This window comes from Vibrio parahaemolyticus, from assembly GCF_900460535.1.
Taxonomy (GTDB): domain Bacteria; phylum Pseudomonadota; class Gammaproteobacteria; order Enterobacterales; family Vibrionaceae; genus Vibrio; species Vibrio parahaemolyticus.
In genome coordinates, this window is record NZ_UHIL01000001.1 from 2,450,273 (window position 1) to 2,467,571 (window position 17,299).

The 17,299-nt window shown below is 44.7% G+C and carries 16 protein-coding genes; 13 read left to right on the forward strand and 3 right to left on the reverse strand.

Annotated elements, in window-relative coordinates:
• Positions 1-181 precede the first annotated feature (181 nt).
• Positions 182-2,032 (forward strand): signal peptide peptidase SppA, encoded by a 1,851-nt coding sequence (gene sppA / locus DYB02_RS12610; RefSeq protein ID WP_005461788.1) that lies wholly within the window; start codon positions 182-184, stop codon positions 2,030-2,032.
• A gap of 164 nt (positions 2,033-2,196) precedes the next feature.
• Positions 2,197-3,210, forward strand: a complete 1,014-nt coding sequence (gene ansA, locus DYB02_RS12615) for an asparaginase (RefSeq protein WP_005479567.1) — start codon at positions 2,197-2,199, stop codon at positions 3,208-3,210.
• Positions 3,211-3,296: 86 nt separating this feature from the next.
• Here ansA and DYB02_RS12620 read toward each other — a convergent pair whose 3' ends face one another.
• On the reverse strand, positions 3,297-3,581 hold the full coding sequence (locus tag DYB02_RS12620) for a YeaC family protein (RefSeq protein WP_017447818.1): 285 nt from the start codon (positions 3,579-3,581) through the stop codon (positions 3,297-3,299).
• 101 nt (positions 3,582-3,682) lie between these two features.
• On the opposite strand from DYB02_RS12620, the gene DYB02_RS12625 reads away from it, so the two are divergent.
• Positions 3,683-4,504, forward strand: coding sequence for a DUF2989 domain-containing protein (locus tag DYB02_RS12625; protein WP_029805723.1), 822 nt, complete (start codon positions 3,683-3,685; stop codon positions 4,502-4,504).
• Between the two features lie 106 nt (positions 4,505-4,610).
• Here the strand turns inward: DYB02_RS12625 and msrB are convergent, their stop codons facing one another.
• On the reverse strand, positions 4,611-5,054 hold the full coding sequence (msrB, locus tag DYB02_RS12630; RefSeq protein ID WP_011106032.1) for a peptide-methionine (R)-S-oxide reductase MsrB: 444 nt from the start codon (positions 5,052-5,054) through the stop codon (positions 4,611-4,613).
• A gap of 303 nt (positions 5,055-5,357) precedes the next feature.
• Between msrB and gap the strand changes: the two genes are divergently transcribed.
• The 10 genes from gap (at position 5,358) to DYB02_RS12685 (ending at position 15,536) form a co-directional block, all read left to right on the forward strand.
• Positions 5,358-6,353 carry a type I glyceraldehyde-3-phosphate dehydrogenase gene (gene gap, locus DYB02_RS12635; protein WP_005479552.1) on the forward strand — a complete coding sequence of 332 codons (996 nt, stop codon included), beginning with the start codon at positions 5,358-5,360 and terminating at the stop codon, positions 6,351-6,353.
• Between the two features lie 157 nt (positions 6,354-6,510).
• The gene (locus tag DYB02_RS12640) at positions 6,511-7,395 is read left to right on the forward strand and encodes a D-hexose-6-phosphate mutarotase (RefSeq protein ID WP_029804651.1); all 885 of its coding nucleotides are present in this window, start codon (positions 6,511-6,513) and stop codon (positions 7,393-7,395) included.
• Between the two features lie 192 nt (positions 7,396-7,587).
• Positions 7,588-9,624 carry a methyl-accepting chemotaxis protein gene (locus tag DYB02_RS12645; protein WP_029804650.1) on the forward strand — a complete coding sequence of 679 codons (2,037 nt, stop codon included), beginning with the start codon at positions 7,588-7,590 and terminating at the stop codon, positions 9,622-9,624.
• Positions 9,625-9,771: 147 nt separating this feature from the next.
• The gene (rlmA, locus tag DYB02_RS12650; RefSeq protein ID WP_015297080.1) at positions 9,772-10,611 is read left to right on the forward strand and encodes a 23S rRNA (guanine(745)-N(1))-methyltransferase; all 840 of its coding nucleotides are present in this window, start codon (positions 9,772-9,774) and stop codon (positions 10,609-10,611) included.
• Between the two features lie 84 nt (positions 10,612-10,695).
• Positions 10,696-11,643 carry a ChaN family lipoprotein gene (locus DYB02_RS12655; protein ID WP_029804648.1) on the forward strand — a complete coding sequence of 316 codons (948 nt, stop codon included), beginning with the start codon at positions 10,696-10,698 and terminating at the stop codon, positions 11,641-11,643.
• A 242-nt stretch (positions 11,644-11,885) separates the two neighbouring features.
• A complete protein-coding gene (locus DYB02_RS12660) occupies positions 11,886-12,245 on the forward strand; it encodes a hypothetical protein (protein ID WP_021449877.1) in 360 nt (119 codons plus the stop codon).
• 386 nt (positions 12,246-12,631) lie between these two features.
• Positions 12,632-14,209 (forward strand): alkaline phosphatase, encoded by a 1,578-nt coding sequence (locus tag DYB02_RS12670; RefSeq protein WP_025541071.1) that lies wholly within the window; start codon positions 12,632-12,634, stop codon positions 14,207-14,209.
• Positions 14,210-14,345: 136 nt separating this feature from the next.
• Positions 14,346-14,645, forward strand: a complete 300-nt coding sequence (locus DYB02_RS12675) for a ribbon-helix-helix domain-containing protein (RefSeq protein WP_005460130.1) — start codon at positions 14,346-14,348, stop codon at positions 14,643-14,645.
• A gap of 152 nt (positions 14,646-14,797) precedes the next feature.
• The gene (locus tag DYB02_RS12680; protein ID WP_005460098.1) at positions 14,798-15,193 is read left to right on the forward strand and encodes a VOC family protein; all 396 of its coding nucleotides are present in this window, start codon (positions 14,798-14,800) and stop codon (positions 15,191-15,193) included.
• Positions 15,194-15,251: 58 nt separating this feature from the next.
• Positions 15,252-15,536 carry a putative quinol monooxygenase gene (locus DYB02_RS12685; protein WP_005460110.1) on the forward strand — a complete coding sequence of 95 codons (285 nt, stop codon included), beginning with the start codon at positions 15,252-15,254 and terminating at the stop codon, positions 15,534-15,536.
• Between the two features lie 70 nt (positions 15,537-15,606).
• On the opposite strand, the gene DYB02_RS12690 is transcribed toward DYB02_RS12685, so the two are convergent.
• Positions 15,607-17,286: a mechanosensitive ion channel family protein gene (locus tag DYB02_RS12690; RefSeq protein WP_005479510.1), complete on the reverse strand. Its 1,680-nt coding sequence runs from the start codon at positions 17,284-17,286 to the stop codon at positions 15,607-15,609.
• Positions 17,287-17,299: the final 13 nt, after the last annotated feature.

Sequence of the window (17,299 nt, forward strand, 5' to 3'; positions counted from 1 at the left end):
CCGGAAAACCAAAAAATCAAACAAGCGTTTACATTTTTGTAACACCGATCAATCTCGCGCGAAAATATGCCAATTGTTGAGTGAGCGTGATAAGCTAAAAAAATGTTATCTTTTGAGATCTTAGAGATAAGAACCCATACTTTGTAAGATTAGGGAAAGACTATCTCGTTATGGAGACAAGATGAAAAAACTCTTCAAATTTATTGGTTTGATATTTAAGGGAATATGGAAAAGCATCACCTTTATCAGACTCGCGTTGGCAAACCTGATCTTCCTTTTGATGATTGCCGTGTTTTACTTTGCGTTTACCTACACTGGCGAAGGACGACCTGTTATCGAGAAAGAATCCGCTTTGGTTATGAACCTTTCTGGTCCCATCGTGGAACAGCGTCGTTATGTCAATCCAATGGATTCAGTCGCAGGCTCTCTTTTAGGTAACGAGATGCCAAAAGAGAACGTTTTGTTCGATATCGTGGACACCATTCGCTACGCAAAAGACGATGCCAAAGTCTCTGGCTTGGTATTGGCACTGCGCGATCTGCCAGAAACGAACTTAACTAAACTTCGTTACATTGCTAAAGCGTTAAACGAGTTTAAGGCATCAGGTAAGCCAGTTTACGCGGTGGGTGACTTCTACAATCAAAGCCAATATTACTTAGCAAGCTACGCCGATAAAGTGTACATGGCGCCTGATGGTGGCGTACTGATTAAGGGCTACAGCGCTTACTCTATGTACTACAAAACTCTGCTAGAGAAGTTAGACGTTTCCACTCACGTTTTCCGAGTCGGTACTTACAAATCGGCTATCGAGCCGTTTATTCGTGACGACATGTCGGATGCGGCAAAAGAGTCTGCCACTCGCTGGGTCACTCAGTTGTGGAGCGCGTTTGTCGATGACGTGACGACTAACCGCAACATCAACGCCAAAGTGCTAAACCCAACGATGGAAGAACTGCTTGCCGAGATGAAATCTGTGGATGGTGATTTGGCGCAATTGGCCGTCAAAATGGGGTTAGTTGATGAATTGGCGACACGCCAAGATATTCGTACCTTATTCGCCAAAGAATTTGGTAGCGATGGTAAAGACAGCTACAACGCCATCAGTTATTACGACTACCTAGCGACGATTCGCCCAGACTACACACTCGCAAACCATGATATTGCCGTTGTTGTTGCAAGTGGCGCCATCATGGATGGTCAACAACCTCGTGGAACAGTAGGCGGTGACACGGTTGCAAGTCTACTGCGTCAAGCGCGTAACGATGAGAAGGTAAAAGCAGTCGTGCTTCGCGTAGACAGCCCTGGTGGCAGTGCGTTTGCGTCAGAAGTGATTCGCAACGAAGTGGAAGCGCTAAAAAAAGCAGGTAAACCCGTTGTAGTTTCGATGTCGAGCTTAGCGGCCTCTGGCGGTTACTGGATTTCAATGAGCGCAGATAAAATCGTCGCACAACCAACAACACTGACAGGTTCTATTGGTATCTTCAGCGTTATTACGACGTTCGAAAAAGGCTTCAGCAAACTTGGTATCAACACCGACGGCGTTGGCACCTCACCGTTTTCTGGCGACGGCATTACGACTGGCTTGTCTGAAGGCGCGTCTCAAGCGTTCCAACTAGGCATTGAGCATGGCTACAAACGCTTTATCTCTTTGGTTGGTTCAAACCGAGATATGACGGTAGAAGAGGTAGACAAAGTCGCGCAAGGCCGAGTTTGGACAGGTCAAGATGCCTTATCATTCGGTCTTGTTGACCAAATGGGTGACTTCGATGATGCCGTTGAGTTAGCTGCGAAGCTGGCGAACGTGACAGATTACGGTATTTACTGGGTTGAAGAGCCATTGTCACCAACAGAACTATTCCTACAAGAATTCATGAATCAGGTGAAAGTATCCCTTGGTGTTGACGCAACAAGCCTTCTGCCAAAGAGTCTTCAACCTGTGGCTCAACAGTTCGAACAAGATGCAAGTCTGCTTCAAAGCTTTAACGATCCGAAAGGACAATACGCTTTCTGTTTGAACTGCCAAGTACAGTAGATTTTCAGTAAGAAATACAAAGGGCATCTCTACGTGAGATGCCCTTTTTTATTGAGCTCAACATCTCCTCAGATGACTTTCATATGCTGTGCGCCGAGCCTCGCATCTCAAGGTTATTTAGGTATATAATCCCGCCTCTGTTCCCCTACATGAAAGAAAAAACGATGACTAGAAAACACATCTACATCGCTTACACCGGTGGCACCATCGGTATGCTAAAATCGGATCACGGTTACGTTCCTATCGCTGGCTTTATGGAAAAACAGCTTGCCAGCATGCCGGAATTTCACCGTCCAGAGATGCCGGAATACACTATCCACGAATATGATCCTCTTATCGACTCATCAGATATGACACCAGCAGACTGGCAACAAATCGCTGATGACATTCGTGACAACTACGACAAGTACGATGGTTTCGTTATTCTGCACGGCACTGACACGATGGCTTACACCGCGTCGGCTTTGTCTTTCATGCTAGAAAACCTGGGTAAGCCAGTTATCGTTACTGGTTCTCAAATTCCTTTGGCTGAACTGCGCTCTGATGGTCAAGCAAACTTACTAAATGCTCTGCACATCGCAGCAAACTACCCAATCAACGAAGTCACCTTATTCTTCAACAATCAGTTGATGCGTGGCAACCGCAGCACAAAATCTCATGCTGACGGCTTTAATGCATTTACGTCACCAAACTTGCCGCCATTGTTGGAAGCGGGCATCAACATTCAGATTAGCAACAGCATCAAGGTGAACGCGCAACCTGAAGGTGAGTTCAAAGTTCACAACATTACTCCTCAACCAATCGGAGTGATCACAATGTATCCGGGTATTTCGCATGAAGTTATCCGCAATACCTTGCTTCAGCCAGTGAATGCAATGATTTTGCTAACCTTTGGTGTGGGTAACGCTCCGCAAAACCCAGAACTACTAGGCCATCTTAAAGAAGCCTCTGAGCGTGGTGTTATTGTGGTCAACCTGACTCAATGTTTGGCTGGTAAAGTCAACATGGGCGGTTATGCGACAGGCTGTGCGTTGGCAGATGCAGGCGTAATTAGCGGTTACGATATGACGCCAGAAGCGGCGCTCGCAAAACTGCACTTCTTATTGAGCCAAAACCTGTCTTACGAAGAAGTAAAAGAGAAAATGCAGGAAGTACTGCGTGGCGAAATGAGCCTGTAAGCGCTTCTTCGAATCTCTAACAATGCTTAGATATTAAAAAAGCCCAATATTGATTGGGCTTTTTACTTTGGCATGAAGTGACAGAATCAATCGAGATTCGGGTTTACACGAACAATGTCACTTTCATCGGTATTGAACTGTTTTTTCAGTTCCTGTTTAGACTTAAAACTGATTTCACCACCAGCCGCAACCGTCATATGTTGCGCCTCGGTATTGTGTTTTGATTGATACAACATCACAGCTTGCATACACGAATCTCGCTGCTCTTTAGAAAGTGTTGTACCCTCAGGCCATCTTCCCGTTTCTACTGCATAAACCAAACGATCATAAACTTCTGGAGTTATCGCTTTTAATAGTTGTTCTGCGTCCATAATGTACCTTCTTATTACATTCTATTTACAGAACATAACGGGTTAAGAAACTGAGTCAAGAACACGAAAATGAATTGGTGTAACGGATCACAAGCAAAACCATGAAAAAAACATACTGGTTACTCGCCAGCCTCACTACCCTTACTTTGACGGGCTGTTTTGAAGGCAACGTTACAACAGAAGAGTTGTGTCAAAAAACGCCAGAGCTCCGTTGTGAAAACCTCAATATGGATGACGGCCAATGTCGAATTCCTAGAACCAAGTTAATTTGGCACCGTTTTGAGCTACTGAAAAACCCATCAGAAGCAAACCAAATTACCGAATACAGCATCGTTGCTGATTATCGCAAATGTTTGGAGCTCGCGTCTCAGATCACCCCTATCGATCAAAGTGAGCTAAAAAGACAACGCTTTAATGCCTTGGTACATAGCATAGATGAACTCAAGCGTATCGTCGAAGAACTGAAAGGTTCTCAACAACCAGAGACGCTCTATTTTCTTTGGTCACAAACGGGCGATACACAAGCACGTCGCCAATTTTTACAAATGGAAGGCACACCCCAGTTAAATACTGCAGAAATGCAGTATGCCTTAGCCACTTTCTATACCAATAGAGACGCAAAAAAAACGTTAGTCTTGCTCAATAATGCTTTGGCTCTGTCAAACAAAGACAACCTAAACCCTGTGATACTTAAATCACTGGCAAGTATTAACCAAGGTTTAGGCGAGAAAAAGCAGGCGTACTTATGGGCGATGGTTGCCAAACGATTTGATGTGCCTTTAGCAGATGAAAAGCAGTTGCAGCGTATGTACCACTTCGAGGATCCGAACCAACACGAAAAGTTGGATAAGTTGGCCGATACGATTGCAAAGGCAATACGCAAAGGCAGTTACTCGCCCGATATGATCCCTAAAGACATGTAAACAAAAAACTCCCGCTTAGCCGGGAGTTTTTTTCCTATTGCTGGTGATTATGAGTGGTCTAACGGTACGATGAAAGGATAAAACACTCTTAACAGCAAAAATGTCATTATTCGTCAGATTTGTTGAAAATTAACGACACCGAATTTACACAATAACGCTCGCCAGTGGTCTTCGGACCGTCTTCAAAAACGTGACCCAAATGGCTATCACAGCTCGCACAACGAATCTCCGTGCGAACCATTCCGTGACTTAGATCTTCCAAATAGCGTATTGCTTCATTATTAAGAGGTGCATCAAAACTCGGCCATCCACAACCAGAGTCATACTTGTTATCCGAGATAAATAGAGGGGCATTACAGCACGTACAAGCGTAAACGCCCGTCTCTTTATTATGCAGTAACTTACCACTGAACGGCGGCTCTGTACCTTGCTCTCGACAGACACGGAACTCTTCGTCAGATAACTGCTCACGCCACTGTTCATCAGACTTCGTTACTTTTTTTCCGCTTTGTTCCACGAATTTCGGTTCCTTCTTTACTATTTTTGGCATTGACTTTTTTAGCAAAAAACTTGCTTCTCGTAACAGTTGTAGCACATACTTTCTCACCAGGACACCATGTGTAATGAATTTGATACGAGTACTTATCTCGGAAGTTATATTACGCCAACTGGACTACAGAAGATTCAGTAAAAGTTTAAAAAACGAACATTTGCGAAGAATTGTTAAAAAAAGCGTCGCTTTTTTTTGACTTTAAACAAGTTAAGTCCGATTATCTGTTGCAGATGTTTACTGGATTCTGTAATTTTACTACCAGTTATCTTTAATCAGAAATTAAGTTGTGGAGCAACTATAATGACTATCAAAGTAGGTATTAACGGTTTTGGCCGTATCGGTCGTTTCGTATTCCGTGCAGCGCAAGAGCGCGCAGACATCGAAGTTGTAGGTATTAACGACCTTATCGACGTAGAATACATGGCATACATGCTTAAGTACGACTCAACTCACGGCCGTTTCAACGGTACTGTTGAAGTTGAAGGCGGTAACCTAATCGTTAACGGTAAAACTGTACGTGTTACTGCAGAGCGCAACCCAGCTGACCTTAAATGGGACGAAATCGGTGTTGACGTTGTAGCAGAAGCAACTGGTCTTTTCCTAACTGACGAGACTGCACGTAAGCACATCGAAGCTGGTGCGAAGAAAGTTGTTCTAACTGGTCCTTCAAAAGACGCTACTCCAATGTTCGTAATGGGCGTTAACCACGCTACTTACGCTGGTCAAGACATCGTTTCTAACGCTTCTTGTACTACTAACTGTCTAGCGCCTATCGCTAAAGTTCTTAACGACAAGTTCGGTATCGAATCTGGTCTTATGACTACAGTTCACGCTACTACAGCAACTCAAAAAACTGTAGACGGTCCTTCTGCTAAAGACTGGCGCGGTGGTCGTGGTGCTTCTCAAAACATCATCCCATCTTCAACTGGTGCTGCTAAAGCTGTAGGCGTTGTTCTTCCAGAACTAAACGGCAAACTAACTGGTATGGCTTTCCGCGTACCAACAGCTAACGTTTCTGTAGTTGACCTAACAGTTAACCTAAAAGAAGGCGCATCTTACGAAGCTATCTGTGCAGCAATGAAAGAAGCTTCTGAAGGCGAACTAAAAGGCGTTCTAGGCTACACTGAAGACCAAGTTGTTTCTCAAGACTTCATCGGTGAAGTTCAAACTTCAGTATTCGATGCTAAAGCTGGTATCGCTCTAACTGATAACTTCGTTAAAGTTGTATCTTGGTACGACAACGAAATCGGTTACTCAAACAAAGTTCTAGACCTAATCGCACACATCTCTAAGTAATTAGAAATCGTGATTAGCTCTTAACTGAGTTGAAAAAGAGGCGGCTTGATAGTCGCCTTTTTTGTATCTGGAATTTGAGAAAAATCTCAGACGTACTTTCATAAATACTGAGAAGTGCGCCGAAATCTACCTCTTCCCCAGTGTAGGAAACAAGCACATGGATTTAAAAACTCTTCCTCCTCTAACCGTTCTTTCAGACAACGTAACTGTTGTCGAAATCGATAACGTAAAGATCGTTCGTATTATTCATGACAAAGCGACAGCAGGTATTGCTTTACACGGCGGTCATGTAGTCTCGTACGCACCACAAGGTCAAGAAGACTTGATCTGGATGAGCGAAAAAGCCATTTTTGATGGCAAAGCAGCATTACGTGGTGGCATTCCTGTTTGTTGGCCTTGGTTTGGCCGTATTGCTGCACCAGCTCATGGCTTTGCGCGTACATCCGAATGGGAATTAGTTGAGCACCGCGAAAATGAAAATGGTGTCATCGTCGAGTTGGCACTGTTCCCAACCGAAGAAACACATCAAATTTGGCCACACATGTTTGATGCGCGTCTTCTTGTCGAAGTGGGTGACGAACTCAAAGTAACGCTGAAAGTTCTTAATATCGATGATGAAGCTTGGACGTTCTCAGGCGCATTACATACTTACCTAAACGTGGGCGATATCAAACAAGCGCAAACAACAGGTATGGGCAATGAGTACATCGACAGCTTGAAAAATAGCGAAGTGTGTCAGGGTGGTGAGGTTCTTCAACTGACTGACACCATCGATCGCGTATACACGCAACCAGAAGCTCAAATTTTAGTGAAAGACCCTGTTCTTAACCGCACGTTGAGCGTAGCGAACCGCGGCCATAACTCCGCAGTACTATGGAACCCGTGGGCGGAAGGTGCACAAGGGATGGGAGATATGGCTGACAATGGCTATGAAACCATGCTGTGTGTGGAATCTGCCCTTCATGCACCAAGTATTGAAGAAGGCAAGACTCTTGAGCCAGGCGAGAACTACGAGCTCGTGACAGTGATTGCTGCACAATAATCTTCCTAGGCCGGCTCATCCGGCCTTTTTTTGAAATCATTTCCGTTCTTCCTCGGTCACTTTCTAACTAACTCATTGGTTATCTGAGTTTTTTGACAATTTAATTAATAGATATCAAAAAAATTATTCATATAAACCGATAGCATGCCGATACAAAACTCATAAGTTATAAATATATCAGGAAGACATTCCATGTTAGAAAAGTACAGAAATCAAAGTGTTGGCTTTCAACTAAAGTTAGTCATCACTTTGTGCCTAGTAATTGCCTTTTCCAGCATTGCTGCGCTCGTTTATCGAAACGCATCTGGCGTGCTGCTAGAAAGTACGTTGAGAGAACATCAATCCAAAGTCGAGTCGATGGCAAAAACCATTGCCGGTCAGTTCGATGCTTACCTTCATACTGCTCAAGTACTCGAATCAACTTTTCGCAATGGTTACCTTGCAGGCGTTTATGTAGAAAACTACACGGTAGACTTCATGGGCCATGAAGTACCAAATATCACGCAATACAGCGAAAGTTTGATTAACGACACAAAGCTGGTCGACAGCTTCACACGTGATACCGGAGCAATCGCAACGTTATTTGCACCACTTGGTGATGACTTCATTCGCGTTTCAACATCATTAAAAGATCCGCAAGGTAAGCGTGCAGTAGGCACGACTCTTGGACGCAACCATCCTGGTTACCAACTCTTAAAGAGCGGAAAACCTTACTACGCGCAAATCAAACTATATGGCGAACGCTACATTACCTATTACGCGCCAATCAAAGACGCTAACGGTAACGTATCTGGCTTGTCATTTATCGGTTTGCCAGTAGACCAAGCCACACAAACTCTGTTTGATGCACTAGAAGATATTAAGTGGGGTGACACAGGCTACACCATCATTGTCGATAACGACAAAAACAATCTTGGTAAGTACTTACTCCACCCAACCAAGAGCGCTACCGATCCTTCAATCGTAGAAGTTCGTGATTACGATGGTAACAAGCCTTTCCATAAGATTTTCGAACAAAAGAGTGGTCTGATCCGCTACCCATTCCAATACGGATCAACCGTCGGTGAAAAATACTTAGTGTTCACCGAAGTACCCGGCTGGAACTGGAAACTACTGGGCGGTACATTCATCAAAGAAGTGACCAAAGGCAGCGACACGCTACTTAAACTGATAGCCATCATTTCTTCGGTAGCAGCGAGCATCACTTTTGTTGTGCTCACTCTGTTCTTAAATCGCAGCTTACAGCCTCTAACGGTGTTGAACTCTTACATGACGCGCCTAGCTAATGGTGAAGTCAGCTTACAAATTCCGTCGTCTCGTAAACGTTCTAAAAATGAGATTGTGAATTTGAATAACGGCGTTGCAAGCATGGCAAATCAACTGAATGAGTTAGTTGGCCAGATTCGTTCTACCAGCGATTTAGTCGAAAGTAACTCGACCAGTGTAGCAAGCGATGCTCATAGCAACTTAACCCAAGCGGATCGTCAGCAAGAAGAAGTTGAGCAAGTCGTAACAGCAATCGAAGAGATGGCCTCTTCCGCTCAATCGGTGGCGCAGCAAGTAGAAAGCATTGCTGAGAATGTCCGCTCAGCGAACTTAGATAGCCAATCTGGTTTGACGATTGTTGAAGGCGTATGTGTCGACGTGGCGCAGTTGAATAATCAATTGGATCAATCAGCCGAAGCCATCGAACAAGTCAACCGTGACAGTGAAAGTATCCAAACCGTCACAAGAATGATCGACGAAATTGCCGAGCAAACCAACCTACTCGCTCTCAACGCAGCAATTGAAGCGGCACGTGCCGGTGAGCAAGGCCGTGGGTTTGCTGTGGTCGCGGATGAAGTTCGCACATTAGCGCACCGTACGCAAAGCTCAGTGCAAGACGTAGTTGGGATTATCGAGAAGCTAAAAGGCTCAACACAAAATGCCGTAACCATGATGACTGACAGCCAACGCAGTGCGAATCAGGTGCTAGACAAAGCGCAAGACGCAGGCACCGCACTCGAAGCGATTGCCGTTCAGGTACAATCTATCGCCTCTCAAGCTGATGCCATTGCCGCGACCTCGGAAGAACAAGCTCAAGTTTCACAAGAAATTGCAGCCAACGCGCATTCAATCAGTGAGCTAAACCGAGAGAGCCGTAACACCAGCGCGAAAACATCACAAAGTGCTATCGAGTTACAGCAACAAGCGAGAAATTTAAAAGAGCAAGTGGACTTCTTCCATTAATCCCCAGCCCTTCTCCTCTTATCATTGTTCAAAACGTGTAAGAGGCACTCAAGAACCTAAAGAGCCGAAGATCTCGGCTCTTTTTGTTTCACTTAAAGCCACGCTTTTTGATAGAATTTGCCGCCCTACTTTCTGTTCGAGATCGTCATGAACTATCAATGCCCTCTATGTCACCAACCACTTTCGCTGACTGAAAAGACGTTTAAGTGTGAAAACAATCATCAGTTCGACCTAGCAAAAGAAGGTTATGTGAATCTGATGCCAGCACACCACAAACGTTCGAAAGATCCAGGTGACAACAAAGAAATGATGCAAGCTCGCCGCCGTTTTCTCGAAGGAAACCACTACGATCCAATGCGTCAAGAAGTGGCTCGACTATGTGCGAAATACACAGAAGGTACGACACACCAATTACTGGATATCGGTTGTGGTGAAGGTTATTACACCGATCAAGTGCAGCAATCTCTCTTCGAACAAGATCCACAAGCCACTGTTTTTGGTTTGGATATTTCTAAAGTGGCCATTCGTTACGCTTCTAAGCGCTACCCAAACTGCCAATTTAGTGTCGCGTCTAGCCATCGCTTACCGTTTGCAGATCAATCACTGGATGCGATTTTGCGTATTTATGCACCATGTAAAGCAGAAGAGTTGCAACGCGTCATCAAAGACAACGGCGTAGTGATCACGGTAACGCCCGCAGGTCGTCACCTTTACCAGTTCCGCGAACGCATCTATCAAGAAGTTCGCTTACACAATGAAGAACCAGAGAACATTGAAGGCTTTGAGCTAGAGCACCAACAAAAGCTGAACTACACCATGGACTTAGAAAATGGTGTTGCATTTGATTTATTACAAATGACTCCATTTGCTTGGAAGGCGACGGATGAACTTCGTGAAGAGCTAAAGTCCGCTACACTTTTCCAGTGTGAGGCCGACTTCATGCTACGCGTTTACCGCAAGAAGCCAGTTCAACAAGAGAATCAATAGAGAATAACGAAAATCATTCTCATTTATATTGATTCATTGCTCAGCCTCCATTAATATCACTCGGACATTTTTGGAGGCTTTTCAATGCGCTTTTCTATTTTAGGCCTTGCATTTGCAAGCGTACTTTCAGGGTGTGTTTCTACCACGCCAACCACATCGGCCCTTTCTTCAACAGACGTCACCACCTTTTACGATTACCAACTGCATTCTCCTTCTGGCAACGCCCTTGCTTTGCAGAACCTGCCAGATAAGTTAAAAAACGCTGACGTGATCTTGGTTGGAGAGTGGCACACTCATGCTGGTATTCATCGCTTCCAAACCGATCTACTGAGGCAGCTTTCTTCTGGCGAACGCCGTATTGCCTTATCTATGGAGCAAGTCACGCGTGACAAGCAATCGGTGCTAGACGCTTATCTAAAAGGCGAAATCGGTGAACAATACTTCATGTCACAAAGCAATGCGTGGCCAAACTATGAAAGCGATTACCGCCCACTCGTTGAGTTCGCCAAGCAAGCCAACTTACCTGTTATCGCCGCAAATGCACCCAAATACATCGTCCGATGCATTGGTCGTCAAGGTGTTGATTACCTGAATAAATTAGATGATGAAGAACGCAGCTTTGTGGCTGAAAACGTCAATACCGCGAACAGTCCATATAAAGAAAAGTTCATGGCATCCATGCATCATGGCAAGCCAGAGCAAACTGAAAAGCAATACGCCGCACAAGTAACGTGGGACGAAACCATGGCGGAGTCGATTGTGAAATACCTCGCTCAAAACCCAAATGCTCAAGTTGTTCATGTCGCAGGGAAATTTCATACAGAAGCAGGTTTAGGTACCGCAGCATCCATTTTACAACGCAACCCTGAGCTTAAAGTGGTGGTGGTTAATCCAACGTCGGAAATCAGTACAAACAGCCCAGATTATCAGTTAGAAGTACTCGAACCGCCAGTTCGCTTCGTTCAAGACGTGAACCGAATGGCGGCGTATAAGCACCTATCTACACGTAATGACGATCTTCAATGTAAATAACGCGGCCTATCCTACATTTTAATCTAGTTATACGGTCTGTTTTTTGCTTTGCTATTTAAGAAACAATCTTGGCGGCAAAAACAGGCCCGTTTTCTCCTATCATGAGTTCCAACTTTTGATTCAGAATATCTGCGTCAAATTGGTACAAATTGATTCAAGAAATACCCTATGCCGTCGATATAGAGATAACTGCTTTTTACCCGCACTCAGTGAAAGAGTGTCGATGTTCCAAGGAGTGTTCGATGAATCCAGTAGGAAGCAACCCCGTAAACTCTTATGCTAAGCAACCGGCAGTAGTGGTACAAAATCAAGACAATCACGTTGATACGGTTGCCGCGCCACTCAAAGTTGAGCAAAACAAAGTGACACTTTCTACGGAAGGTAAGGCACTGCTAGCGGCGTTGCAGCAAATTGACCATGAGAGTAAAAAGGTAGAAGCAGAAAACAAAACAATGGGTGAAAAAGTAGAATCTTTCACTCACGGTGCACTTGGCATGGATCATCCCGACAAGATTGAAGAAGAGGAAGACGGCTCATATTCTGCAGGGCAGTATCTTTCCGCGGCGCTCACTGTTGGTGGTATCATTTTAGCTCTCGTCTAGCCGCAAAATTCCTACTCGACACGATAACAAACCGTGTTTGAATCCGTACTGAAAAGCAGACCATAATTCCTTTCGCTTAAGAACAAGCCATCATACAACATGGATGAATCTTTCATCTATAAGGCATGGTTCTTACTGCATTCACTCGTTTATTGCTCCCTCAATCAGGTTTCTTATGAAGGCACTAAATGGATGACTTTAGTCCATGCTTTCAACTCCTAAGCGTAATCCAAGCCCACTTCTGTGGGCTTTTTTATACCCCAACATCTGCGACCGAGTTGGCTAGCAACCCAAAATGACAATGCCGTGAATCTTTTATTACCGCCACAAAAGCGTCATAAACCGCTGCTTTAATTTCTGCGCTTTCAATAAACAAGGAAAATATAATGAAGCGTTTAGTTTCTCCGATTATTACTGCAGTGGCTGCATCTACACTTTCATTCAATGCGCTATCCGCTGAAATCAAAAACGTTATTCTGATGATTGGTGATGGTATGGGTCCTCAGCAAGTCGGCTTGCTAGAAACCTACGCGAACCACGCACCAAACTCGATTTACAAAGGCCAAACCACCGCGCTCTACAAGTTAGCGCAAGAAGGTGTGATTGGCTCATCTTTAACGAACCCAGAAGATGCGATCGTTGTCGACTCTGCATGTTCGGCAACAATGCTCGCAACAGGTATCCCAACCGCATCAGAAGTGATTGGTATTGACAGCCAAGGCAATCACGTTGAGACCATTTTGGAAAAAGCCAAGAGCAAAGGCAAAGCAACGGGTCTTGTTTCAGATACGCGTATGACTCATGCAACACCAGCCGCGTTTGCTGCGCATCAACCTCATCGCTCGCTAGAAAACAACATCGCTTCCGATATGCTAGAAAGCGGTGTCGACGTGTTGTTATCTGGTGGTCTTCGTCACTGGATTCCAAAATCGACTAACGACAAAGGTGAAACTTACCAAGCGCTAGAAAAGCTTACGCAAGGCAGTGTTTACCTGAAATCTAAGCGTAAAGACGAACGCAATCTGCTTACCGAAGCGCAAGACCAAGGCTACAGCCTAGCTTTCAGCCGAGACATGTTGGCACAAGCAAAAGGCGACAAACTACTTGGCCTGTTCGCTTACTCAGGTATGGATGATGGTATTGTTTATAGCAACAGCAAAAACGATCCAAAACGCACACAACCATCGTTGAAAGAGATGACGGTCAAAGCGCTTGATGTTCTTTCTAAAGACAAAGACGGCTTCTTCTTGATGGTTGAAGGTGGTCAAATCGACTGGGCTGGCCACAGTAACGATGCTGGTACCATGCTACATGAGTTGATTAAGTTCGACGAAGCGGTGAACTCTGTTTACGAGTGGGCGAAAGGTCGTGACGACACACTGATCATTGTTACCGCAGACCACGAAACAGGTTCTTTTGGCTTTAGCTACTCATCAGCAAATCTACCTAAACCAGAAAAACGCAAAGGTGAAGCCTTTGAAAAACGCGATTACGCGCCAAACTTCAACTTCGGTAAGTTTGAAATCCTAGATGGTTTATACAACCAGAAGAAAAGCTACTATGGCATGATCAGCGAGTTTGAAGCGCTAGATAAAGCACAACAAACACCAGAAAAGCTAGCTGAAGTGGTGAATGCCAACAGCGATTTTTCTATCACACCTGAGCAAGCAGCTCATGTACTAGCAAGCAAACCAAACCCATACCGAGTTGCTGGCCACTCGTACCTAGAAGTAGAAACGGTACCAACAATTAACGACTTTGATGCGTTCTTCCCATACAACGACCGCGGTAACTTGCTCGCTCGCGAACAAGCGACCAAACAAAACACGGTATGGGGAACAGGCACGCACACTCATACACCAGTGAACGTATTCGCTTGGGGGCCTGCAGAAACCATTCTTCCAGTTTCAAAAATCATGCACCACTCCGAGCTTGGTGAGTTCCTAAAGCAACAAATCAAATAATCATCTTGCACTTACTTCACGTCTTGTGATGTTCCAACGCTCTCTCACGAGAGCGTTTTTTTATCCGCAAAAACAGTTGACGTTTTAAGCAACAATACTCAATATTTGCACGTCTTAAATCATATCTACGAATACCATGTGCGAAATATTTGCTAAACAACCACAGGATAATTATCAGTTTATCACTCGTTCCATCCGCATTGACGGCCATGCCACCAGCGTAAAATTAGAGTCGAGTTTTTGGACGATTCTTGAAGAAATTGCCAGTGCGCAAGACATGACCGTTCCAAAGTTTATCAGCACGGTGTATCAAGAAGCACTGGAATACAATGGTGAAGTGAACAACTTTGCATCCTTACTGCGCTGCGCATGTCTCACGTATGCTCGCCAACCGGAAAACACGCTCCATCAAGCGCTTGCTCAACTTAACGCCTAACACCTAACTATTCTTACCAAAATATTCAATGGCATCGATGAGGCTTTACGCCTCAATCGTAAGCTATTGAGCGTATTCTTATTTGTCGTACTCTAGTACTACCCAAACTCCTTTTGTACTCGCTAACCTATGCGGACAATTAAGGAGTACTCATGACAAAAATGATACACACCATGATCCGAGTACGCGATCTGGACCGTTCCCTACAATTTTACCGCGACGCACTTGAGCTAGAGATCAAAGACCAATACGTTTTTGATGGTTTCTCCCTAACCTATCTAGCAAATGAAGAAACGGGCTTTGAATTAGAACTTACACACAACCACGACCAAAGCGAACCTTATACTCACGGTTCTGGTTACGGCCACCTTGCCGTTAGCGTGGACGACATCGAACAAGCTCACAAACGAATTAAATCTCTAGGTATTGAAGCAGGTGACATCAAAGCGTTTGACCACCAGCAAAAACACCTAGCGACCTTCTTTTTTGTCACCGATCCTGACGGTTACAAAATTGAGTTCCTGCAACGACAGGGACGCTACCTATAACTAAAACCGACAATTAAAACCGACAATTAAAACCGATAGTTAAAAAAGAGTAAAAATTATGATTCACTTGACTGCTACCTTTCACGCACAACCGGGGAAAGAACAACAACTGAAAGAAGTGCTAACTCAAGCGCTTGAGCCAACTCGCAATGAAGACGGTTGTGTTCGTTATCAGTTGTTCCAAGATAAAGACAACGCGAGCCACTTCGTTTTTCAAGAACAATTTAAAGACCAAGAAGCGTTCGAATTTCACGGTAAAACTGTGCACTTTGCACGTTTGATCAACCAGATTGAAAACTTGCTTGAATGCGAACCGAAGTTAGCGTTCTTTAACGAACTGTAAGACACAAAACTTACCGCAAATAAAAAGGCACTCTTTATCGAGTGCCTTTTCGTATTTGGATAACACGCGATTACGCGTCTTTTTTCTCCACCATGTGCAAATGCACATCTTGTTGTGGGAAAGGAATCGAAATGCCTTCGCGATCAAAGCGTAACTTCACTTCTTTCGTTACATCCCAATATACCTCCCAGTAGTCATCCGTTTTTACCCAAGGGCGAACGATGAAATCTACCGACGAAGTATTCAAAGTGTGCACTTTAATCATTGGCTCAGGCGCGCGAAGTACCGCAGGGTGTGAAGTCACGATATCCGTTAGTACCGATTCCGCTTTCAATAAATCGTCTGCGTAGCCAATACCAAACACCATATCCACACGGCGAATACGCTCATGGGTCACGTTCTTGATCACATCTCCCCAAATCTTACTGTTCGGCACAATGATGATCTGGTTATCGAAGGTGCGAATCGTGGTGTTCACTAAGCTCATGTGACTTACCTTGCCATCCACACCACCGGCGTAGACAAAATCACCCACATCAAACGGACGGTAAATCAAAAGCATCATACCCGCTGCGAAGTTCGACAACGTATCTTGCAACGCGAAACCAATGATCACACCGGCAATACCGAAACCAGTCAGGATTGGCGCTAAGTTCAAGCCAATCTGCGACAGGCCAACCATAATACCAATCACCCACACCACTTTGCCGGACATGGAGATAAAGAAGTCCTGCATTAGGTGGGAAAGTTTCAAGTTCTTAGAAGACACCGCTTTGCTCACCACTTTGCGCGTGAGTTTAGCCAGTGCACGAGCAATCAATAAGATCAGCGCAAACACGAACAGCTGGAAGATATGCTGTGGTGCGTTTTCCGCAAACCAATCCACCGCGGAGTTTGACCAGTGACTGATGATGGACCACACCACTTTGGTGTCTAGCAAGTCGTGCGTGATGCTGCCTGTGATTTCAAAGATCTGACGCTTGTACTCCGACGTCTCAATACCCATTTTGTCGCCGATCGACATCAGGTTACGCAAACTTTCCGTTGCGATATTCAGTCTCTGCTTCACGATCAGTTGGCTAAGTTGCAAAGACGCTTTTTCTGATTCAGGGCTGGATGAAAGCTGCGTACCGATGATTTCTGCTTGTTGACGCAGATACGCCATCGATGCCGATAGCAAACGCATGCGTTTATCTAACTTATCTTGCAATTCCGCTTCTGCACGTTCATTTTGAACGCCTAATTGCTTGAGCCATGCCAAATTCTGCCAGCTCGAATCAAAGCTCACATCCAAGTAATGTTGAAGCTCGCGGTAGTCGTTAATAAGCGCGAGCTTTTCTTCGTCTTTCGCTTTGTTTAACTCTTCAATGACTTCTTTGGTTTTGGTCGTCAGATAATCGGTCGCGTCTTTTGAATACTTTTCTTGCGTTTTGACGAGCTTAATCAGCTTGTCACGAGGGATGGACTCACGCTCAATCGCGGATGCTAATTGATTTCTCAACTCTTCATTTTTTTGGAAAAGTTGTAGCTGAAGCGCATCACGCTCGTCACCTGCCGTTTGAGATAGGCTTTGCGATAAATCGACAATGTCGATGTTCAAGCTATCTATAGAAGCTTCTGCTTCAGAGATAATAGGAGGCTCTGTGCTTTCTGTGGCTTGCACAAAAATAGGGGTCATCATCGTGATGAATAAAGCGAATATCGCTACCCAAGGTGTCTGGCGATTTTTCAGGGGGAAATGAAACGTCATTTTTACCTCGTAG

Bases quoted from the DNA above. Each gene is read 5' to 3' on its own strand.
- DYB02_RS12680 (WP_005460098.1), top strand. From the start codon at position 14,798: ATGACAAAAATGATACACACCATGATCCGAGTACGCGATCTGGACCGT.
- DYB02_RS12625 (WP_029805723.1), top strand. From the start codon at position 3,683: ATGAAAAAAACATACTGGTTACTCGCCAGCCTCACTACCCTTACTTTG.
- DYB02_RS12690 (WP_005479510.1), bottom strand. From the start codon at position 17,286: ATGACGTTTCATTTCCCCCTGAAAAATCGCCAGACACCTTGGGTAGCG.
- rlmA (WP_015297080.1), top strand. From the start codon at position 9,772: ATGAACTATCAATGCCCTCTATGTCACCAACCACTTTCGCTGACTGAA.
- DYB02_RS12645 (WP_029804650.1), top strand. From the start codon at position 7,588: ATGTTAGAAAAGTACAGAAATCAAAGTGTTGGCTTTCAACTAAAGTTA.
- DYB02_RS12660 (WP_021449877.1), top strand. From the start codon at position 11,886: ATGAATCCAGTAGGAAGCAACCCCGTAAACTCTTATGCTAAGCAACCG.
- ansA (WP_005479567.1), top strand. From the start codon at position 2,197: ATGACTAGAAAACACATCTACATCGCTTACACCGGTGGCACCATCGGT.
- DYB02_RS12685 (WP_005460110.1), top strand. From the start codon at position 15,252: ATGATTCACTTGACTGCTACCTTTCACGCACAACCGGGGAAAGAACAA.
- msrB (WP_011106032.1), bottom strand. From the start codon at position 5,054: ATGCCAAAAATAGTAAAGAAGGAACCGAAATTCGTGGAACAAAGCGGA.
- sppA (WP_005461788.1), top strand. From the start codon at position 182: ATGAAAAAACTCTTCAAATTTATTGGTTTGATATTTAAGGGAATATGG.
- DYB02_RS12640 (WP_029804651.1), top strand. From the start codon at position 6,511: ATGGATTTAAAAACTCTTCCTCCTCTAACCGTTCTTTCAGACAACGTA.
- DYB02_RS12675 (WP_005460130.1), top strand. From the start codon at position 14,346: ATGTGCGAAATATTTGCTAAACAACCACAGGATAATTATCAGTTTATC.
- DYB02_RS12670 (WP_025541071.1), top strand. From the start codon at position 12,632: ATGAAGCGTTTAGTTTCTCCGATTATTACTGCAGTGGCTGCATCTACA.
- gap (WP_005479552.1), top strand. From the start codon at position 5,358: ATGACTATCAAAGTAGGTATTAACGGTTTTGGCCGTATCGGTCGTTTC.
- DYB02_RS12655 (WP_029804648.1), top strand. From the start codon at position 10,696: ATGCGCTTTTCTATTTTAGGCCTTGCATTTGCAAGCGTACTTTCAGGG.
- DYB02_RS12620 (WP_017447818.1), bottom strand. From the start codon at position 3,581: ATGGACGCAGAACAACTATTAAAAGCGATAACTCCAGAAGTTTATGAT.